This is a genomic window from Stenotrophomonas sp. ZAC14A_NAIMI4_1 (assembly GCF_003086915.1).
Lineage (GTDB): Bacteria > Pseudomonadota > Gammaproteobacteria > Xanthomonadales > Xanthomonadaceae > Stenotrophomonas.
The window spans coordinates 1,739,763-1,757,300 of record NZ_CP026002.1 but is presented as its reverse complement, the minus strand read 5'-3'; the positions used below and the strand labels follow the sequence as shown (position 1 = coordinate 1,757,300).

17 protein-coding genes are annotated in these 17,538 nt (G+C 68.0%); 11 read left to right on the top strand and 6 right to left on the bottom strand.

Annotation, left to right across the window (positions count from 1 at the left end):
* Nucleotides 1-313 precede the first annotated feature (313 nt).
* The 4 genes from C1926_RS08095 to C1926_RS08080 are packed head-to-tail and all read left to right on the top strand — an operon-like array spanning nucleotide 314 to nucleotide 3,207.
* Nucleotides 314-892, top strand: a complete 579-nt coding sequence (locus tag C1926_RS08095) for a nitroreductase (protein WP_108760653.1) — start codon at nucleotides 314-316, stop codon at nucleotides 890-892.
* On the top strand, nucleotides 877-1,866 hold the full coding sequence (locus C1926_RS08090; protein WP_174214122.1) for a 5'-3' exonuclease H3TH domain-containing protein: 990 nt from the start codon (nucleotides 877-879) through the stop codon (nucleotides 1,864-1,866). The genes C1926_RS08095 and C1926_RS08090 overlap by 16 nt, the downstream gene beginning before the upstream one ends.
* On the top strand, nucleotides 1,863-2,417 hold the full coding sequence (locus C1926_RS08085; RefSeq protein ID WP_079220713.1) for an NUDIX hydrolase: 555 nt from the start codon (nucleotides 1,863-1,865) through the stop codon (nucleotides 2,415-2,417). The genes C1926_RS08090 and C1926_RS08085 overlap by 4 nt, the downstream gene beginning before the upstream one ends.
* A complete protein-coding gene (locus C1926_RS08080; protein ID WP_108760651.1) occupies nucleotides 2,410-3,207 on the top strand; it encodes an N-formylglutamate amidohydrolase in 798 nt (265 codons plus the stop codon). Before C1926_RS08085 ends, C1926_RS08080 begins: the two co-directional genes overlap by 8 nt.
* Before the next feature lie 83 nt (nucleotides 3,208-3,290).
* Here C1926_RS08080 and C1926_RS08075 read toward each other — a convergent pair whose 3' ends face one another.
* The gene (locus tag C1926_RS08075) at nucleotides 3,291-3,962 is read right to left on the bottom strand and encodes a hypothetical protein (RefSeq protein WP_108758839.1); all 672 of its coding nucleotides are present in this window, start codon (nucleotides 3,960-3,962) and stop codon (nucleotides 3,291-3,293) included.
* Nucleotides 3,959-5,371 (bottom strand): MFS transporter, encoded by a 1,413-nt coding sequence (locus C1926_RS08070; RefSeq protein WP_108758838.1) that lies wholly within the window; start codon nucleotides 5,369-5,371, stop codon nucleotides 3,959-3,961. The genes C1926_RS08075 and C1926_RS08070 overlap by 4 nt, the downstream gene beginning before the upstream one ends.
* Before the next feature lie 91 nt (nucleotides 5,372-5,462).
* Between C1926_RS08070 and C1926_RS08065 the strand changes: the two genes are divergently transcribed.
* Entirely contained in the window at nucleotides 5,463-6,362 is a 900-nt protein-coding gene (locus C1926_RS08065; protein WP_254057383.1) for a LysR family transcriptional regulator, read from the top strand.
* A gap of 563 nt (nucleotides 6,363-6,925) precedes the next feature.
* Here the strand turns inward: C1926_RS08065 and pip are convergent.
* Both pip and prmC read right to left on the bottom strand, forming a co-directional pair.
* Nucleotides 6,926-7,867: a prolyl aminopeptidase gene (pip, locus tag C1926_RS08060; RefSeq protein WP_108758836.1), complete on the bottom strand. Its 942-nt coding sequence runs from the start codon at nucleotides 7,865-7,867 to the stop codon at nucleotides 6,926-6,928.
* A 48-nt stretch (nucleotides 7,868-7,915) separates the two neighbouring features.
* Nucleotides 7,916-8,773 carry a peptide chain release factor N(5)-glutamine methyltransferase gene (prmC, locus tag C1926_RS08055; protein WP_108758835.1) on the bottom strand — a complete coding sequence of 286 codons (858 nt, stop codon included), beginning with the start codon at nucleotides 8,771-8,773 and terminating at the stop codon, nucleotides 7,916-7,918.
* A gap of 322 nt (nucleotides 8,774-9,095) precedes the next feature.
* Between prmC and ahpC the strand changes: the two genes are divergently transcribed.
* The 5 genes from ahpC (at nucleotide 9,096) to C1926_RS08030 (ending at nucleotide 14,043) form a co-directional block, all read left to right on the top strand.
* Nucleotides 9,096-9,659 carry an alkyl hydroperoxide reductase subunit C gene (ahpC, locus tag C1926_RS08050; protein WP_079220707.1) on the top strand — a complete coding sequence of 188 codons (564 nt, stop codon included), beginning with the start codon at nucleotides 9,096-9,098 and terminating at the stop codon, nucleotides 9,657-9,659.
* A 217-nt stretch (nucleotides 9,660-9,876) separates the two neighbouring features.
* On the top strand, nucleotides 9,877-11,469 hold the full coding sequence (ahpF, locus tag C1926_RS08045; RefSeq protein ID WP_108758834.1) for an alkyl hydroperoxide reductase subunit F: 1,593 nt from the start codon (nucleotides 9,877-9,879) through the stop codon (nucleotides 11,467-11,469).
* Nucleotides 11,470-11,542: 73 nt separating this feature from the next.
* A complete protein-coding gene (locus tag C1926_RS08040) occupies nucleotides 11,543-12,508 on the top strand; it encodes a LysR substrate-binding domain-containing protein (RefSeq protein ID WP_079220705.1) in 966 nt (321 codons plus the stop codon).
* 123 nt (nucleotides 12,509-12,631) lie between these two features.
* A complete protein-coding gene (rnk, locus tag C1926_RS08035; protein ID WP_079220704.1) occupies nucleotides 12,632-13,036 on the top strand; it encodes a nucleoside diphosphate kinase regulator in 405 nt (134 codons plus the stop codon).
* Between the two features lie 50 nt (nucleotides 13,037-13,086).
* Nucleotides 13,087-14,043: a transaldolase gene (locus C1926_RS08030; RefSeq protein WP_108758833.1), complete on the top strand. Its 957-nt coding sequence runs from the start codon at nucleotides 13,087-13,089 to the stop codon at nucleotides 14,041-14,043.
* 584 nt (nucleotides 14,044-14,627) lie between these two features.
* Here the strand turns inward: C1926_RS08030 and msrA are convergent.
* Together msrA and C1926_RS08020 are read right to left on the bottom strand one after the other, a co-directional pair.
* Nucleotides 14,628-15,293: a peptide-methionine (S)-S-oxide reductase MsrA gene (gene msrA / locus C1926_RS08025; RefSeq protein WP_108747765.1), complete on the bottom strand. Its 666-nt coding sequence runs from the start codon at nucleotides 15,291-15,293 to the stop codon at nucleotides 14,628-14,630.
* A 30-nt stretch (nucleotides 15,294-15,323) separates the two neighbouring features.
* Nucleotides 15,324-15,587 carry a DUF2007 domain-containing protein gene (locus C1926_RS08020; RefSeq protein WP_079220701.1) on the bottom strand — a complete coding sequence of 88 codons (264 nt, stop codon included), beginning with the start codon at nucleotides 15,585-15,587 and terminating at the stop codon, nucleotides 15,324-15,326.
* Between the two features lie 181 nt (nucleotides 15,588-15,768).
* Between C1926_RS08020 and C1926_RS08015 the strand changes: the two genes are divergently transcribed.
* Nucleotides 15,769-17,517 carry a glutamine--tRNA ligase/YqeY domain fusion protein gene (locus tag C1926_RS08015; protein WP_108758832.1) on the top strand — a complete coding sequence of 583 codons (1,749 nt, stop codon included), beginning with the start codon at nucleotides 15,769-15,771 and terminating at the stop codon, nucleotides 17,515-17,517.
* Nucleotides 17,518-17,538 lie beyond the last annotated feature (21 nt).

Below are 17,538 nucleotides of genomic sequence, written 5' to 3'. Positions count from 1 at the left end.
TTCTCTGGTACGACAGACATCATGGACATCGCGACGGCCGGTACACCCCATGTACCGGTACGTCGATGGTAGGCCGGCCAGCCCGTCACGGACAGTGAAACAGTCCTCACTTCAAACCTCACGACCGGCGGCCCGGCAAGACGGATATCCTAAGCCGTGCGGGGCCTGCGAGGCGAGGGGAAGCGCTCGCCGGTTGCCCGGCAGTGGCATGACGTTCATCACAGTTTGATATTCAGAGGGCAAACACGACGCAGACAGCGTCACCAACCGCCCCGACTATAATCTTCAACCCGTGATGACCGGTTCAGACTCCATGCCCGACCCCGCAGCCCTGCTCGCCCTCGACGCCCGCCGTTCGGTGCCCTCGCGGCAGCTGGGCGAGCCCGGCCCGGACCCGGCCACCCTGCTGCGCATGCTGCAGTCGGCCGTCCGCGTGCCCGACCACGGCAAACGCGTCCCGTTCCGCTTCCTGAAGATCGCCGGCGATGCCCGCCACGCGCTGGGTGACTTCCTGGTCGAACGCAGCCGCCAGCGCGATCCGCAGGCCGGTGAGGCGGTGTTCGAGAAGGATCGCCAGCGCTTCAGCCACGCCCCCGTGGTGATCGTGGTCGTGGCCAGCCCGCGCCCGGACGCCAAGGTGCCCGAGCAGGAGCAGCTGATGACCGCCGGCTGCGTCTGCTTCGCACTGCTGCAGGCCGCCCAGGCGCTGGGCTTCGGCGCGCAGTGGCTGACCGCGTGGATGGCCTTCGACCCCGCCGTGCATGCCCACCTGGGCCTGGCCGAGGGTGAAGGCATCGCCGGCTTCATCCATATCGGTACGCCGAAGGCCGAGGTACCCGAGCGCGAGCGCCCCGATGCCGCGGCCCTGCTGCAGGACTGGACCGGCCAGTGAGCGCCGTGAATGCCGTACCGCTGCCGCCGCCGCTGTACCTGGTGGATGCCAGCATCTATGTGTTCCGCGCCTGGCATTCGCTGCCGGACGAGTTCCAGGACAGCCAGGGCTGGCCGACCAATGCCGTGCACGGGTTCGCCCGCTTCCTGCTCGACCTGCTCGAGCGCGAGCGCCCCCGGCACATCGCCATCGCCTTCGACGAGGCGCTGGACAGCGGTTTCCGCCACCGCCTGTACACGGCCTACAAGGCCAACCGCGACCCGGCGCCGGAGGCGCTGAAGCGCCAGTTCGTGCACTGCAAGGCGCTGTGCGCGGCGCTGGGCCTGGTGGTGCTGGCGCACCATGACTACGAGGCCGACGACCTGATCGGCAGTGCCCTGCACCAGCACCGGCACAGCCATCGCGGGCTGATCATTTCCGCCGACAAGGACCTGTCGCAGCTGCTGCTGGACCACGACGAACAGTGGGACTACGCACGCAACCAGCGCTGGGACGTGGCCGGGGTGAAGGCGCGGCACGGCGTGCATGCGCACCAGATCGCCGATTACCTGGCGCTGTGTGGCGATGCGGTGGACAACATTCCCGGCGTCAGCGGCGTCGGCGCCAAATCGGCCGCGGTACTGCTGGCCCATTTCGGCAGCATGGACGCGCTGTACGAACGCCTGGACGAAGTGCCCTTCCTGCGCCTGCGCGGAGCCGCACAGATGGCCGTGCGCCTGCGCGAGCAGCGCGATCACGCCCAGCTCTGGCGGCAGCTGACCACCATTGCGCTGGATGCGCCGCTGGAAGGCAGCCAGCCCGGCCTGCTGCGCCAGCCGGCCGATCCCGAACTGCTGGGCGGCCTGTGCCAGGCGCTGCGTTTCGGCCCGCTGACCCGCCGCCGCCTGTTCAGCGCCGCCGGCGTGAACGATCCCGGTTCGGCCACTGCGGCCGGCCCAGACAATCCCCTTCCCTCCTCCAGCGAGCCCGCATGAGCCAGAGAAACACCGAAGCCCCGCGCGTCGTCTACGAAGGCAAGTACCAGCGCATGGTCGTGCGCGGCAGCTGGGAATACAGCGAACGCACCCATGCCGGCGGCCTGGCGGCGATCATCATCGCCGTCACCCCCGAGGACAACGTGCTGTTCGTCGAGCAGTTCCGCGTGCCGCTGCAGTCGGCGACCATCGAGATGCCGGCCGGCCTGGTCGGTGACATCAACGCGGGCGAGTCCATCGAGGTCTCGGCCGTGCGCGAGCTGGAAGAAGAAACCGGCTGGACCGCCGAGCACGCCGAAGTGCTGATGATCGGCCCGACATCTTCCGGCGCCAGCAGCGAGCAGATCGCCTTCGTCCGCGCCACCGGCCTGCGCCGCATCGGCGAAGGCGGCGGCGATGACAGCGAAGACATCACCGTGCATGAGATTCCGCGTGCACAGGCTGCCGCCTGGCTGGTGCAGAAGATGGGCGAAGGCTACGCACTGGACGCCAAGCTCTGGGCCGGCCTGTGGATGATCGAGCACCACCTGGATGGACGCCCGCGTGGCTGACGCCGGCCTGCATGCAGTGCCGGCCCTGCTGGGCGCCGACGATCCTGCGATCTACACGATCCACCGCGCGCAGGGCGCATCACCGTTCCTGCTGCTGGCCGACCATGCCGGCCAGCAGGTGCCGCGCGCATTGAACGGCCTGGGCCTGCCGCAGGCGGAACTGGACCGCCACATCGGCTGGGACATCGGCATCGCCGGCACCACCCGCGCGCTGGCTGGGCTGCTGGATGCCTGGGCGATCGAACAGACCTATTCGCGGCTGCTGATCGACTGCAACCGGCCGCTGGCCTCGCCCACGCTGATCCCGGAAGTGAGTGACCACACCGTGGTGCCGGGCAACGCCGGACTGTCGGCGGCACAGCGGCAGCAGCGCATCGACGCCATCCATGCGCCCTACCACGCGCGCATCGATGCCGAACTGGACGCGCGCCGCGATGGCGGCCGCCCCACCCTGCTGGTGATGATGCACAGTTTCACCCCGGCGATGAACGGCACGCCGCGGCCGTGGCACGCCGGCGTGCTGTACCACCAGGACACCCGCTTCGCCCAGGCGCTGCTGCAGGCGCTGCGCGATGAGGGCGATCTGGTGGTGGGCGACAACGAGCCGTATTCGGTCAGCAGCACCAGCGACTACGCGGTGCCGGTGCATGGCGAAGGCCGTGGCCTGGTGCATGTGGAACTGGAGATCCGCCAGGACCTGATTGCCGATGTGGCCGGGCAGCAGGCCTGGGCGGAACGTCTGGCGCGGATTTTCAGCGCGTTGCAGCCGGGGTTGCTGGCGGCCGGGTGACCTGCACAGGTTTGGTAGTGCCGGCCGCTGGCCGGCAACGGCACTGATCCAACGAACCTGGGGTTGCCGGCCAGCGGCCGGCACTACCGCAAAACGGGTGCGTCCATCCACGCGAACGCCTTGAAGCCCTGCACCTGCACGGTCGCGCCGATGGCTTCGAATTCACCCTTGATGGCCTGCGCACGGTTGCGATCCAGGGCCTGCCCCAGCAGCAGGGGCAACGCACGGCAGCGTGCCAGCGCTTCACCCACCGGTACCTCGTGCAGGTGGGCCACACGCTGTGCGGTCGCCTTCAACTGATCGTCCGCGCAGGCCAGCAGCTGTAGATCGAACGAAGCAAAGATGCCTGCGCCAACACCGGCATCACGCGCCGCCGCCCGATCTGCGGCAGTCGCCTCGCCCAGCGCCTCGTCGATGCCTTCGACTTCCTGGAACGCGTCGTACTCGTGGTAGTGCACCAGTGCCTGCGCGTACTCGGCCAGGGTGGACAGGGGACGCTGCCGCTTCTGCACCTCGAGCACGTCGGCGAAGGTCGCCGGTTCGAGGTAGGTAGACAGCCCCAGCGCGCGCGCATCGGCCGGCACGTCACTGTCATCGTCGAAGGCGGTTTCCTCGTCGGGTGGCAACCAGAAGCGTGCTTGCAGCAGGTCACCGTCGGTGGCATGCACCCAGCCGAAGGATTGATACACCGCATCGTCGTCGTTGCAGGCAGCGAACGCGTGCAGGGTCTGTTGCAGGTCGAGCAGTTCGATCATGCGTTGTTGGCCTGTCCATCGAGGGAACTGCAGTCTACCGGTGCCGGGCGCAGGCCCAGCGCGATGACCACGCCGAACAGGGCGAACAGCGCGGCGCCGTACTCGGCACGCACCAGCCCGGCCAGCGCGCTGGGCGAACCTGCAACGCCAGCGCCGGCATTGGCCACCATCACCAATACCGCCAGGCCCAGCGCACCCCCGATCTGCTGCGCGGTGGCGGCCATGCCCGAGGCCACGCCCTGCTGCGCGGCCGGCACGCCCTGCCCGGCCACGATCCACATCGACGTCCAGGTCATGCCCTGGCCGATGCTCAGCACCACGACGCCCGGCAACAGCGGCCAGAAGTTCGAGGCGTACGGCAGGGTTGCCGCCACCCAGGCGATGCCGACGGCACCGGCCAGCTGGCCGAGCACCAGCACCTTGCGTGCGCTCCAGCGCTTCAGCGCCCACTCGGCCAGCTGGATGCCCACGGTGCACACCGCGGTGGCCGGCAGGAACGCCAGGCCGGCCTGCAGCGGGCTCCAGCCGTAGCCGTCCTGGAAATACAGCGCCATGAAGTAGTACTGCACGCCATAGCTGCTCATGAAGGCGAAGGTGAGGCCCAGCGCGGCACGCAGGCCGGGCAGGCGCAGCAGCGCGAACTGCATCAGCGGGTCGCGGCTGCGCTGCTCGATCTGCACGAAAGCAACGAGCAGCAGCGCCGAGAGCAGCAGGCACCCCAGCGTGGCCGGCGCGGTCCAGCCCCACTCCGGTCCCTGCACGAGGGTAGTCACCAGCAGGCTGCCGCCGAGGGTGACGGTGATGCAGCCGGCCAGGTCGAACGAGCGACCCTGCGCGCGCGGGCCATCGGCAGGCAGCCATGCACCGGCGGCAACGGCGCAGGCGGTGGCCAGCGGCACGATCACCGCCAGCACGGCCGGCCAGCCGAACGCCTGGGTCAGCACGCCACCGAGCAGGGTGCCCAGCGCCAGGCCGACCGCGCTGGCCATGCTCCAGATCGCCAGCGCGCGGTTGCGTACGGGGCCTTCGGCATACAGCGTGTTGATCAGCGCCAGCGTGGCCGGGAACAGCAGCGCGGCACCGATGCCCTGCGCCGCGCGCGCGATGATCAGCAGGGTGGCGTTCGGCGCCAGCGCGCCCAGCAGCGAGGCCAGTGCGAACAGCAGCATGCCCAGCCGGTAGAAGCGGCGGCGCCCGATCAGGTCGGCGGCGCGGCCGCCCAGCAGCAGGCTGCCGCCGAAGGCCACGGTGTAGGCGCTGACCACCCACTGCAGCTGCTGCGCATTGATCTGCAGCGCGCGGCCCATGTCATGCAGGGCGACGAAGATGATGGTGGCGTCCAGGGCGATGATCAGCTGGGCGGTGGCCAGCAGGGTCAGCGCCCAGCGCGGGTACTTGAGTGGGGGCATGGGCGGCGGTGGATCGTTGGGGGAGCGCAGTCTCATTGATGCGGCGCCATCAATAAACCCCCACGCACCTATATCTGTCATGATTTTCGGCATGAATGGATCGTCATTGGACCTCAATGCCGTGCGCATGCTGGTGCAGGTGGCCGAGGCACGCAGCTTCACCGTGGCCGCCGGGCAGCTGGGGCTGAGCCAGTCCGGGCTGTCGCGCGCGATCAGCCGGCTGGAAGCCACACTGGGGGTGAAGCTGCTGCAGCGGAACACCCGCAACGTGGCGCTGACCCCGGATGGGCGCCAGTTCGTCGACCAGGTGGCGCCGCTGCTGTGCGGCTTCGAGGATGCCGAGCGCCAGCTGGCCGATCGCCCGTGCACGCCTTCGGGCACGCTGAAGATCAGTGCGCCGTCGATGTTCGGGCGCAAGGTGCTGGTGCCGCTGCTGGGGCCGTTGCTGCAGCAGCACCCGCAGCTGCAGGTGGAGGCCGTGCTCAGTGACCGCCTGGTCGACCTGGTCGAGGAAGGCTTCGATGCAGCGCTGCGCACCGGCGTCATCGCCGACCAGCGCATCGTGGCGCGGCCGCTGCGGCCGCTGCGCTGGGTGACCGTGGCCAGCCCGGCCTATCTGGCCCGCTGTGGCACGCCGGCCGACATCGCCGCGCTGCATGACCATGCCTGCCTGGCGGTGCGCAACCTGCGCAGTGGGCGCGTGGTTGACTGGCAGTTCCTGCAGGAAGGCCACCTGCGGGATTTCACGCCGATCACCCGGATGGTGTTCGACAGCGGCGACCCGCTGGTGGAAGCGGCCATCGCCGGCATCGGCATCGTGCAGGTGATGGATTTCGCCGTGGCCGATGCGTTGGCCGACGGCCGCCTGCAGCACGTGCTGCAGCCGTATGAGGGCCGCAGCCGCGCCTTGTCGCTGATCTATCCGCCGTCGCGGCAGCATTCGCCGAAGCTGCAGGTGCTGGCCGACGCGCTGCTGGCCGGAGACTGGTAGATCCACGCCATGCGTGGATGGGGTTCGGATACGCGGTCGGACCGGGGTCAGAGCCCTTTCCGCGGGAAAGGGATCCGACCCCTTGCCGGCCAGCGGCCGGCACTACCAGGCTGCAGTAGATCCACGCCGTGCGTGGATGGGGTTCGGATACGCGGTCGGACCGGGGTCAGAGCCCTTTCCGTGGGAAAGGGATCCGACCCCTTGCCGGCCAGCGGCCGGCACTACCAGGCTGCAGTAGATCCACGCCATGCGTGGATGGGATTCCGGACCGGGGTCAGAGCCCTTTCCGCGGGAAAGGGATCCGAACCCTTGCCGGCCAGCGGCCGTCACTACCAGGCTGCAGTAGATCCACGCCATGCGTGGATGGGGTTCGGATACGCGGTCGGACCGGGGTCAGAGCCCTTTCCGCGGGAAAGGGATCCGACCCCTTGCCGGCCAGCGGCCGGCACTACCAGGCTGCAGTAGATCCACGCCATGCGTGGATGGGGTTCCGGACCGGGGTCAGAGCCCTTTCCGTGGGAAAGGGATCCGACCCCTTGCCGGCCAGCGGCCGGCACTACCGATCAGGCAAAACCATCGGTGGCGCGCACCAGCGCGTCCACGTTCTCCGCTTCAAACGCCGAGTGGCCCGAGGCCGGGGTGATTTCCAGCTTCGCCTTCGGCCAGGCCTTGGTCAGGTCCCAGGCGTTGGCCAGCGGGCAGACCACGTCGTAGCGGCCATGCACGATCACGCCGGGGATGTCGGCAATGCGGTGCGCGTCGCGCAGCAGCTGGTCTTCCACTTCGAAGAAGCCACCGTTGACGAAGTAGTGGTTCTCGATGCGGGCGAAGGCCAGCGCGAAGTGCGGGTCTTCGTGGCTGTTGATGAAGTCGTCATCCACGTGCAGGAAGCTGGTCGCGCCTTCCCACACCGCCCACGCCTTGGCCGCGTCCAGGCGGGTGGTTTCGTCCTCGCTGGTCAGGCGGCGGTGGAAGGCCGAGATCAGGTCGTGGCGCTCCACGGCCGGGATCGGCTTCAGGTAATGCTCCCACGCATCCGGGAACAGGCGGTTGGCGCCTTCCTGGTAGAACCATTCCAGTTCCCAGCGGCGCAGCATGAAGATGCCGCGCAGGACCAGCTCGGTCACGCGCTGCGGATGCGTTTCGGCATAGGCCAGGGCCAGGGTCGAACCCCAGCTGCCACCGAACACCTGCCAGCGGTCCACCTTCAGGTGCTCGCGCAGCTTCTCGATATCGGCAACGAGATCCCAGGTGGTGTTGTCCACCAGGTCGGCGTGCGGGGTGGAACGGCCCGCGCCGCGCTGGTCGAACAGGATGATGCGGTACTTGGACGGGTCGTGGAACTGGCGCATCTTGTCGCTGCAGCCGCCGCCCGGGCCACCGTGCAGCATCACCACCGGCTTGCCGTCCGGGTTGCCGCACTGTTCGAAGTACAGCGTGTGGCGGTCGTCCACCTGCAGGGTGCCGACGTCGTAGGGGGTGATGGCGGGATACAGCGTACGCATGCTTGCAGCTCCAGGGTGATGCCCTGCCGAGGCAGGAGAACCTCCATTCTAGGCCGGGCGCTGGCCCAGGGTGATGCGGTCGCGCTGCTCCAGGTCCCGTGCGGTCTGCACCTGCACGTAGCCGGCCTGTTCGAACAGCGCGCGGATCGCTTCGCCCTGGTCCCAGCCGTGCTCGATCAGCAACCAGCCACTGGGCAACAGGTGGGCCTGCCCCCCGGCGACGATGCGGCGGATGTCATCCAGCCCATCGGCGCCCGAAGCCAGCGCGGTGGCCGGCTCGAAGCGCAGGTCGCCCTGCTGCAGGTGCGGGTCATCGCTGGCGATGTACGGCGGATTGCTGGCAATCAGGTCGAAGCGCTGGCCGTGCAGCGGCGCGTACCAGTCGTGCCCGCCCTCGGCGAAGCGGACGTTGCGCAGTTCATGGCGGTCGGCATTGCGCGCGGCCATTGCCAAGGCGCCCGCACTGGCATCGGTGGCCAAGACCTGGGCCTGCGGGCGTTCGCTGGCCAGGGCCAGGGCGATCGCGCCGCTGCCGGTGCCGAGATCGGCCACCTGCAGGTCACGCTCCCGCGGCAGGCGCTCCAGCGCCAGTTCCACCAGCAGCTCGGTTTCCGGGCGTGGAATCAGGGTGGAGGGGTCGACGTCCAGGTCCAGCGTCCAGAAGCCGCGGCGGCCGGTCAGGTAGGCCACCGGTTCGCCGGCCACGCGGCGCGCCAGCAGGGTTTCGAAGGCAGCCAGATCGCTGGCGGGCAGCGGATCGGTGGCGTGCGCGAACAGCCAGCTGCGCGGTCGCTGCAGCACGTGCAGCAGCAGCAGTTCGGCCTCGTGACGGGCGTCGAGGCCGCCCAGGCGGGCGCTGGCCCCGGCCACGGCCTGGCGCAGGGAGGGTTCGGGTTGAATGGACATCCGGCAATTGTAGAGCCGAGCCCATGCCCGGCTGTTCCAGAGGCAGTCGAGCATGGCTCGACTCTACAAAAGCGGGAATCCGTTCAGCTTCGGTGGGGCGGGATAAGAAGGGGCTATCGACCCACCTTCACGGCCCGCAGCGATTTTTCTTGTCATACAACGACTTGCAGGATGGGGGCGGCCAGATTCATGGCAGGCTCATTGCGCTTCAATAGACTCCATCTATCGAATAGATGAAATCAATGCATTGTTCTTATCGACAATGAATCGGTAACCTAGCTCCTGTCGATTCACCCACTCCCCTTCACCCAGAGGAAAAACGATGTCCCTCATCAATACCCAGATCCAGCCGTTCGAAGCCAACGCCTACCACAACGGCGAGTTCATCAAGGTTTCCGATGCCAGCCTGAAGGGCCAGTGGTCCGTCCTGATCTTCATGCCGGCCGCCTTCACCTTCAACTGCCCGACCGAGATCGAAGACGCCGCCGAGCACTACGCCGAGTTCAAGAAGGCCGGTGCCGAGGTCTACATCGTCACCACCGACACGCACTTCTCGCACAAGGTGTGGCACGAAACCTCGCCGGCCGTCGGCAAGGCCCAGTTCCCGCTGGTCGGCGACCCGACCCACAAGCTGACCCGCGCCTTCGGCGTGCACATTGAAGAAGAAGGCCTGGCCCTGCGCGGCACCTTCATCATCAACCCGGAAGGCGTGATCAAGACCCTGGAGATCCACTCCAACGAGATCGCCCGTGACGTGTCCGAGACCCTGCGCAAGCTGAAGGCTGCCCAGTTCACCGCCGCCAACCCGAACCAGGTCTGCCCGGCCAAGTGGAAGGAAGGCGAGAAGACCCTGACCCCGTCGCTGGACCTGGTCGGCAAGATCTAAAGCGGTACCGGCCTGCCGCGGCCCCACGCCGCGGCGCGCCCCTCATCCCCGTGCCGGTCCCCCCGCCGGCGTGGGGGTGAACCCAAGACGGCTGCGCCCGCATCGCCCCTTCCACAGGTCCGCGCTGCCCTCTTGGGTTCACCCCTACCCCCTCGCTGGTCCGCTACCTTTTGCAGCGGTGCCACGCCCCGTGTTTGCCTGAAGCCAGGAGAAGACCATGTTGGACGCCAACCTGCAGTCGCAGCTGAAGACCTATCTGGAGCGCGTGACCCGCCCGATCCAGATCACCGCGCACGCCGATGACGGTGCCAAGTCGCAGGAAATGCTGGAACTGCTGCAGACCCTGGAAAGCCTGTCGGACAAGATCTCGCTGCAGGTCCTGCGCGACGGCCAGGGCCGCGTGCCGTCCTTCGACCTGGGCACCCCGGGCCAGGACATCCACCTGACCTTCGCCGGCCTGCCGATGGGCCACGAATTCACCTCGCTGGTGCTGGCCCTGCTGCAGGTGGGCGGCCACCCCTCCAAGGCCACCGCCGAGCTGATCGAGCAGGTGCAGAACCTGGAAGGCGACTACCGCTTCGAAACCTACTTCTCGCTGTCGTGCCAGAACTGCCCGGACGTGGTGCAGGCGCTGAACCTGGCCGCCGTGCTCAACCCGCGCATCCAGCACGTGGCCATCGACGGCGCGCTGTTCCAGGACGAAGTGGAGAAGCGCGAGATCATGTCCGTGCCCACCGTGTACCTCAACGGTGAAGTGTTCGACCAGGGCCGCATGACCCTCGAGCAGATCGTGGCCAAGCTGGACACCAACGCCGGCAAGCGCGAAGCGGAGAAGATCGCCGCCAAGGACACCTTCGACGTGCTGGTGGTCGGCGGTGGCCCGGCCGGCGCTGCGGCGGCAATCTACGCCGCGCGCAAGGGCATCCGCACCGGCATCGCCGCCGAGCGTTTCGGTGGCCAGGTGCTGGACACCATGGCCATCGAGAACTTCATCTCGGTGAAGGAAACCGAGGGCCCGAAGCTGGCCACCGCGCTGGAGCAGCACGTGCGCGAGTACGAGGTGGACATCATGGACCTGCAGCGCGCCAGCGCACTGGTGCCGGCCGGCGAAGACGGGCTGGTGCAGGTGCAGCTGGAAAACGGTGCGGTGCTGAAGTCGCGCTCGGTCATCCTGTCCACCGGCGCACGCTGGCGGCAGATGAACGTGCCGGGCGAAGACCAGTACCGCAACAAGGGCGTGGCCTACTGCCCGCACTGCGATGGCCCGCTGTTCAAGGGCAAGCGCGTGGCGGTGATCGGCGGCGGCAACTCCGGCGTGGAAGCGGCCATCGACCTTGCCGGCATCGTGTCGCATGTCACCTTGCTGGAGTTCGATTCCAGCCTGCGCGCCGATGAAGTGCTGCAGAAGAAGCTGCGCAGCCTGGGCAACGTGACCGTGCTGACCAGCGCGCAGACCACCGAAGTGCTCGGCGATGGCAGCCGCGTCACCGGCCTGGTCTACAAGGATCGCGTCGGTGGCGACGCGCACCGGGTGGAACTGGAAGGCATCTTCGTGCAGATCGGCCTGCTGCCCAACACCGAGTGGCTGAAGGACACCGTGGCACTGTCGCCGCGTGGCGAGATCGTCATTGATGACCGCGGGCAGACCAACCTGCCGGGCGTGTTCGCCGCAGGCGATTGCACCACGGTACCCTACAAGCAGATCATCATCGCCATGGGCGCCGGCTCCACCGCGGCACTGAGCGCCTTCGACCACCTGATCCGTTCGTCCGTGACCAAGGGCAGCGGCGCAGTGGCCGAGGCGGCCTGATCACGCGTTCCCAGGTCATCGGGGGCACCATTGCCTGCTGGGTAAGCCGGTCCGTTACCCCTGGGGTCTGAGGATGAACCTTCGCGATCTGAAATACCTGGTGGCCCTGGCCGATCACAAGCACTTCGGCCGGGCCGCCGCATCCTGTTTCGTCAGCCAGCCCACGCTGTCCACCCAGATCCGCAAGCTGGAAGAAGAGCTGGGCGTGCCGCTGGTGGAACGCGCACCACGCAAGGTGATGCTGACCCCCGCCGGGCAGGAAGCGGCGATGCGTGCACGGGTGATCGTGTCCGAAGTGGAACAACTGAAGGAAGCGGCGCGACGCAGCCGCGATCCGGAAGCCGGCACGGTGCGCCTGGGGATCTTCCCGACCCTGGGCCCGTACCTGCTGCCGCATGTGATCCCGCGCATCCGCGACCGCTTCCCCGAGCTGGAGCTGCTGCTGGTCGAGGAAAAGAGCGACGTGCTGCTGGAACGCCTGCGCGAGGGCAAGCTGGACGCCGCGCTGCTGGCGTTGCCGGTCATCGACGATCAGCTGCATGCCGAGTTCCTGTTCGAGGAACCCTTCCTGCTGGCCGTCTCCGGCCGCCACCCGCTGGCCCGCCGCGACCACCTGGACGTGCAGGAGCTGGCCACGCAGAAGCTGCTGCTGCTGGAAGACGGCCACTGCCTGCGTGACCAGGCGCTGGAAGTGTGCCGCCTGTTCGGTGCCAACGAGAAATCCGAATTCCGCGCCACCAGCCTGGAAACGCTGCGGCAGATGGTCGCTGCCGACGTGGGCATCACCCTGCTGCCGAGCCTGTCAGTGCAGCCACCGGTGCCGCGCTCGAACAACATCCGCCTGCTCGACTTCACCGGCGAAGGACGCCCAAGCCGGCGCATCGCCATGGTCTGGCGGCGCAGTTCGGCCATGCATGGCTTCCTGCTGGAGCTGGCCGACCAGTTCAAGCGCCTGCCGCAGGCCCTGTTCACCCTGGATGCCGAGGGCGTGCCCGCCGGCGAAGCGCCGAACGTGTCCGGCCCGCTGCTGAACGGCTGAGCCGGGAGAACCGGCCCGCCGCGGCGGCGGGAGTCGATTCCGGCCGCATTTGTCCCCACAATACAGTCAGGCGGCGCCAGGTGGTGCCGCCTTTTGCATGGCTTTCAATCAAGGAGCACCACCATGAACACCGCCAGCGGCCTGCCGCCGTCCATCACTGTGTCGACCTTCGACATGGACCGCCTCGAGGCCATGCTTGATTCGCCTGCGCTGAGCCAGACGCCTGCCGCGCTCGCGCTTGCCGAAGAACTCAACCGGGCCACCGTGCTGGCGCCGGACCAGATTCCCGAAGGCATCGTCATGATGCATTCGCGCGTGGAGTGCGAAGATGAAGTGTCGGGCGAGACGCATGTCCTGACCCTGGTCTTCCCCCGCGAAGCCAACGTCGATGAAGGCAAGGTGTCCGTGCTGGCCCCGGTCGGCAGCGCCCTGCTTGGCCTGGCCATCGGCCAGAGCATCGACTGGAACGCGCCCGGCGGCCGCAAGCTGCGCCTGCGCGTGACTGCGGTCCACAACGACCGTCCCTGATTACCGCTGCGCATCGCGCGCGATTCGATTTCCCTGCACCAGGAGCCGTAATGAGTACCCCGTCCAAACTGTCCCAGCTGCGCGAACTGTCGGTGGTTGTCGCCGATACCGGTGACTACGACGCGATCAAGCGCCTGCAGCCGGTGGATTGCACCACCAACCCGACCCTGGTGAAGAAGGCCCTGGACCTGCCGGTCTATGCCGAGCTGATCGAACGCGAACTGGCCTGGGGCCGCCAGCAGGGCGGTGACCGCGAGGCGGTGGTGCACGCCGTGGCCGACCGCCTGACCATCGGCGTCGGCGCGCTGCTGAGCACCCTGGTGCCGGGCCGCGTGTCCACCGAAGTGGATGCCGACCAGGCCCACGACACCGCCGCCACCGTGGCCAAGGCCCGCCAGTTCATCCAGATGTACGCCGATGCCGGCGTGCCGCGCGAGAAGATCCTGATCAAGATCGCCGCGACCTGGGAAGGCGTGGAAGCCGCGCGCATCCTGCAGGCCGAAGGCATCGACTGCAACCTGACCCTGATTTTCAACCCGACCCAGGCCCTGGCCTGCAGCGAAGCCGGCGCGTTCCTGATCTCGCCGTTCGTCGGCCGCATCCTGGACTGGTACGTGGCCAACGGCCAGACCCCGGCCAACATCGACGAAGACCCGGGCGTGAAGTTCGTGCGCGGCGTGTATGCCGAATTCAAGCGCCGCGGTTCGCCGACGGTGGTGATGGGCGCCTCGTTCCGTTCGACGGCGCAGATCGAAGCGCTGGCCGGCTGCGACCGCCTGACGATTTCGCCGGACCTGCTGGAGAAGCTGGACGCCGACCACGGCGAGCTGCCGCGCAAGCTGGTGGCCGGTGCGGCCGACGGCGTGGCCGTGGCCCCGATCGACGCGGCGAAGTTCGCAGCCGACCTGGCGGCGGACCCGATGGCGACCGAGAAGCTGGCGACGGGTATCGATGCATTCGCCAAGGACCTGCAGGCGCTGCGCGAGCGGATCCGTTCGGAACTGTGATTGCGGCGAACGGCTGAGCCCCTCGTGGCGGGGGGGTGTAGAGTCGAGCTTGCTCGACTGACTGCTGGAGCAACAGCCGCGCTGGGTCGGACGGGTTGGGTTCGCGGGAGACGCCGTGAATCCATCCCTGGAGGCTTGGCCGCCGCATCCATGCGGCGGACACTCCCGCGAACCCAACCCGCCCGCCCGCCCTCTGACAGTTTCCGGTGGCCGCCCGCCACGGAAGAAAGAAAGAAGAGCAACAGCGGGTCGCGCGCTTCGCTTGCTCGCAGCCGAGCATGGCTCGGCTCTGCAACGGCACTGCAGGACCAAAGAAAAAGGACGCGGCGAAAGCCGCGTCCTTTTTCTTTTCCATCAGTTCGTCAGTAACCCAATGCTCTTGCCCACCGTCACCAGGAAACTGTCAGGGGTGGGACGGGGGCGGCTGGCAGGACCGTTGGCGCCATGGATGGCGCCATCGAGCCCCCATGGACGGGTTTACGGCGTGTCCTGCCAGCCGCCCCCGTCCCGCCCAACCATCAGCAACGCAGAGCCGCTTTGGATGTTGATGTTGACGTTGCCCGCCGCAGGCGGACCACCGCGCGTCAGCGCGGCGCCTCCACATCCAGTCCGATCGGGCAGCTCACGCCGGTGCCGCCGATACCGCAGTAGCCGTTCGGGTTCTTCGCCAAGTACTGCTGGTGGTAGTCCTCGGCGTAGTAGTACTCCGGTGCCGGGTACACGATCTCGGTGGTGATCGGCCCGTAACCGGCCGCGTCCAGCTGCGCCTGGTAGGCCTCGCGGCTGGCCAGCGCGGCGGCATACTGCGCCTCGTCGGTGGCGTGGATCGCCGAACGGTACTGGGTGCCGGTGTCGTTGCCCTGGCGCATGCCCTGGGTCGGGTCGTGGCTTTCCCAGAACAGCTGCAGCAGCCGCTCCAGGCCCACCACCGCCGGGTCGAACACCACCTGCACCACCTCGGTGTGGCCGGTCAGGCCCGAGCAGACCTCTTCGTAGGTCGGGTTCGGGGTAACGCCGCCGGCATAGCCGACCGACGTGCTGTACACGCCCGGCTCGTTCCAGAACTTGCGCTCGGCGCCCCAGAAGCAGCCCAGCGCGAAGCGGACCTGCTGCAGGCCGGCGAAACGATCCTTCAGCGGGTGGCTGTTCACGAAGTGCTGGTTGCTGTGCAGCGGCAGCGGCTGGTCGCGGCCCGGCAGCGCCTCTTCCGGGCGCGGCAGGCGCTGCTTGAAGGCCCCGATGCCGAGGATCCCCTGGCTGATTCCCAACATGATGCGCTCCTACGCCGGTTGTCCGGCCCAATCGTCTGCGTCTGAAATGGGGTCGGACGGGCCCTGGCCCAAGTCCAGCGCGGCGATGATCTCCTCGGCCTGCGGCCGTGCCACGTCGGGGATGCCGACCCGCAGCACGCCGAACAAGGGCAGCTCACCCATGCCGCCCAGCAGCTGCTCGCCGAACACGAAGGCCGGGATGCCGGCATCTTCCAGGGCGTGCTTGACCAGGTGGGCGTCGAACAGATTGTCGGCCTTGTACACGATGTGCATGGGCGGCTCCTCGGGACAGGGGTCCAGCATACGCCCGCCCCGTCCCGGTAGCGCCGGGCCATGCCCGGCGGGTTGCCGCCGCGCTCGCCGGGCGTGGCCCGGCGCTACCGACCCGGACCCGGCAGCCCCGCCCCTGACGCGCTAAACTGTTGGTCTTTCTGCCTTTCTCTTTCGCCGACTCATGTCCGAGCACACCCCCGCCAGCCCCGAGACCCCCGCCGACAGCCACGAGAAGCGCGATTTCATCCGCCAGATCGTGCGCGAGGACCTGGCCAGCGGTAAGCACCAGGCGATCAAGACCCGCTTCCCGCCCGAGCCGAACGGCTACCTGCACATCGGCCACGCCAAGTCGATCTGCCTGAACTTTGGCCTGGCCGGTGAGTTCAGCGGCGTCTGCAACCTGCGCTTCGATGACACCAACCCGGCCAAGGAAGACCCCGAGTACGTGGCCGCCATCCAGGACGACGTGCGCTGGCTGGGCTTCACCTGGAACGAACTGCGCCACGCCTCGGATTACTTCCAGACCTATTACCTGGCCGCCGAGAAGCTGATCGAGCAGGGCAAGGCCTACGTCTGCGACCTGTCGGCCGAGGAAGTGCGCGCCTACCGCGGCACCCTCACCGAGCCGGGCCGTCCGTCGCCGTGGCGCGACCGCAGCGTCGAGGAAAACCTGGACCTGTTCCGCCGCATGCGCGCCGGTGAATTCCCCGATGGCGCGCGCACCGTGCGTGCGAAGATCGACATGGCCAGCGGCAACATCAACCTGCGCGATCCGGCCCTGTACCGCATCAAGCACGTCGAGCACCAGAACACCGGCAACGCCTGGCCGATCTACCCGATGTACGACTTCGCCCATGCGCTGGGCGATTCGATCGAGGGCATCACCCACTCGCTGTGCACGCTGGAATTCGAAGACCACCGCCCGCTGTACGACTGGTGCGTGGACAACGTCGATTTCGCCCATGACGATGCGCTGACCCAGCCGCTGGTCGACGCCGGCCTGCCGCGCGAAGCGGCCAAGCCGCGCCAGATCGAGTTCTCGCGCCTGAACATCAACTACACGGTGATGAGCAAGCGCAAGCTGATGGCGCTGGTCACCGAGCAGCTGGTGGACGGCTGGGAAGACCCGCGCATGCCGACCCTGCAGGGCCTTCGCCGTCGTGGCTACACCCCGGCCGCGATGCGCCTGTTCGCCGAACGCGTGGGCATCAGCAAGCAGAATTCGCTGATCGACTTCAGCGTGCTGGAAGGCGCGCTGCGCGAAGACCTGGACAGCGCCGCCGCGCGCCGCATGGCCGTCATCGATCCGGTGAAGCTGGTGCTGACCAACCTGGATGAAGGCCACGAAGAACAGCTGACCTTCAGCAACCACCCCAAGGACGAGGCCTTCGGCAGCCGCCAGGTGCCGTTCGCCCGCGAGGTGTGGATCGACCGCGAGGACTTCGCCGAAGTGCCGCCCAAGGGCTGGAAGCGCCTGGTGCCGGGTGGCGAAGTGCGCCTGCGTGGTGCCGGCATCATCCGCTGCGATGAAGTGGTCAAGGATGCCGATGGCACCATCACCGAGCTGCGCGGCTGGCTGGATCCGGAATCGCGCCCGGGCATGGAAGGCGCCAACCGCAAGGTCAAGGGCACCATCCACTGGGTCAGCGCCGTGCACGCAGTGCCGGCCGAGATCCGCCTGTACGACCGCCTGTTCTCGGTGCCCAACCCGGACGACGAGTCGGAAGGCAAGACCTACCGCGACTACCTCAACCCGGAATCGCGCCGCACCGTCACCGGCTATGTCGAGCCGGCCGCGGCCAGCGCCATCCCGGAGCAGTCGTTCCAGTTCGAGCGCACCGGCTACTTCGTCGCCGACCGCCGCGACCACACCGAGGCCAAGCCGGTGTTCAACCGCAGCGTGACCCTGCGCGACACCTGGTCGGCCTGAGGACCTGCGCGGGCGCCGGGA

Bases quoted from the DNA above. Each gene is read 5' to 3' on its own strand.
- C1926_RS08095 (WP_108760653.1), top strand. From the start codon at position 314: ATGCCCGACCCCGCAGCCCTGCTCGCCCTCGACGCCCGCCGTTCGGTG.
- C1926_RS08085 (WP_079220713.1), top strand. From the start codon at position 1,863: ATGAGCCAGAGAAACACCGAAGCCCCGCGCGTCGTCTACGAAGGCAAG.
- C1926_RS08075 (WP_108758839.1), bottom strand. From the start codon at position 3,962: ATGATCGAACTGCTCGACCTGCAACAGACCCTGCACGCGTTCGCTGCC.
- C1926_RS08070 (WP_108758838.1), bottom strand. From the start codon at position 5,371: ATGCCCCCACTCAAGTACCCGCGCTGGGCGCTGACCCTGCTGGCCACC.
- C1926_RS08065 (WP_254057383.1), top strand. From the start codon at position 5,463: ATGAATGGATCGTCATTGGACCTCAATGCCGTGCGCATGCTGGTGCAG.
- pip (WP_108758836.1), bottom strand. From the start codon at position 7,867: ATGCGTACGCTGTATCCCGCCATCACCCCCTACGACGTCGGCACCCTG.
- prmC (WP_108758835.1), bottom strand. From the start codon at position 8,773: ATGTCCATTCAACCCGAACCCTCCCTGCGCCAGGCCGTGGCCGGGGCC.
- ahpC (WP_079220707.1), top strand. From the start codon at position 9,096: ATGTCCCTCATCAATACCCAGATCCAGCCGTTCGAAGCCAACGCCTAC.
- ahpF (WP_108758834.1), top strand. From the start codon at position 9,877: ATGTTGGACGCCAACCTGCAGTCGCAGCTGAAGACCTATCTGGAGCGC.
- C1926_RS08040 (WP_079220705.1), top strand. From the start codon at position 11,543: ATGAACCTTCGCGATCTGAAATACCTGGTGGCCCTGGCCGATCACAAG.
- rnk (WP_079220704.1), top strand. From the start codon at position 12,632: ATGAACACCGCCAGCGGCCTGCCGCCGTCCATCACTGTGTCGACCTTC.
- C1926_RS08030 (WP_108758833.1), top strand. From the start codon at position 13,087: ATGAGTACCCCGTCCAAACTGTCCCAGCTGCGCGAACTGTCGGTGGTT.
- C1926_RS08020 (WP_079220701.1), bottom strand. From the start codon at position 15,587: ATGCACATCGTGTACAAGGCCGACAATCTGTTCGACGCCCACCTGGTC.
- C1926_RS08015 (WP_108758832.1), top strand. From the start codon at position 15,769: ATGTCCGAGCACACCCCCGCCAGCCCCGAGACCCCCGCCGACAGCCAC.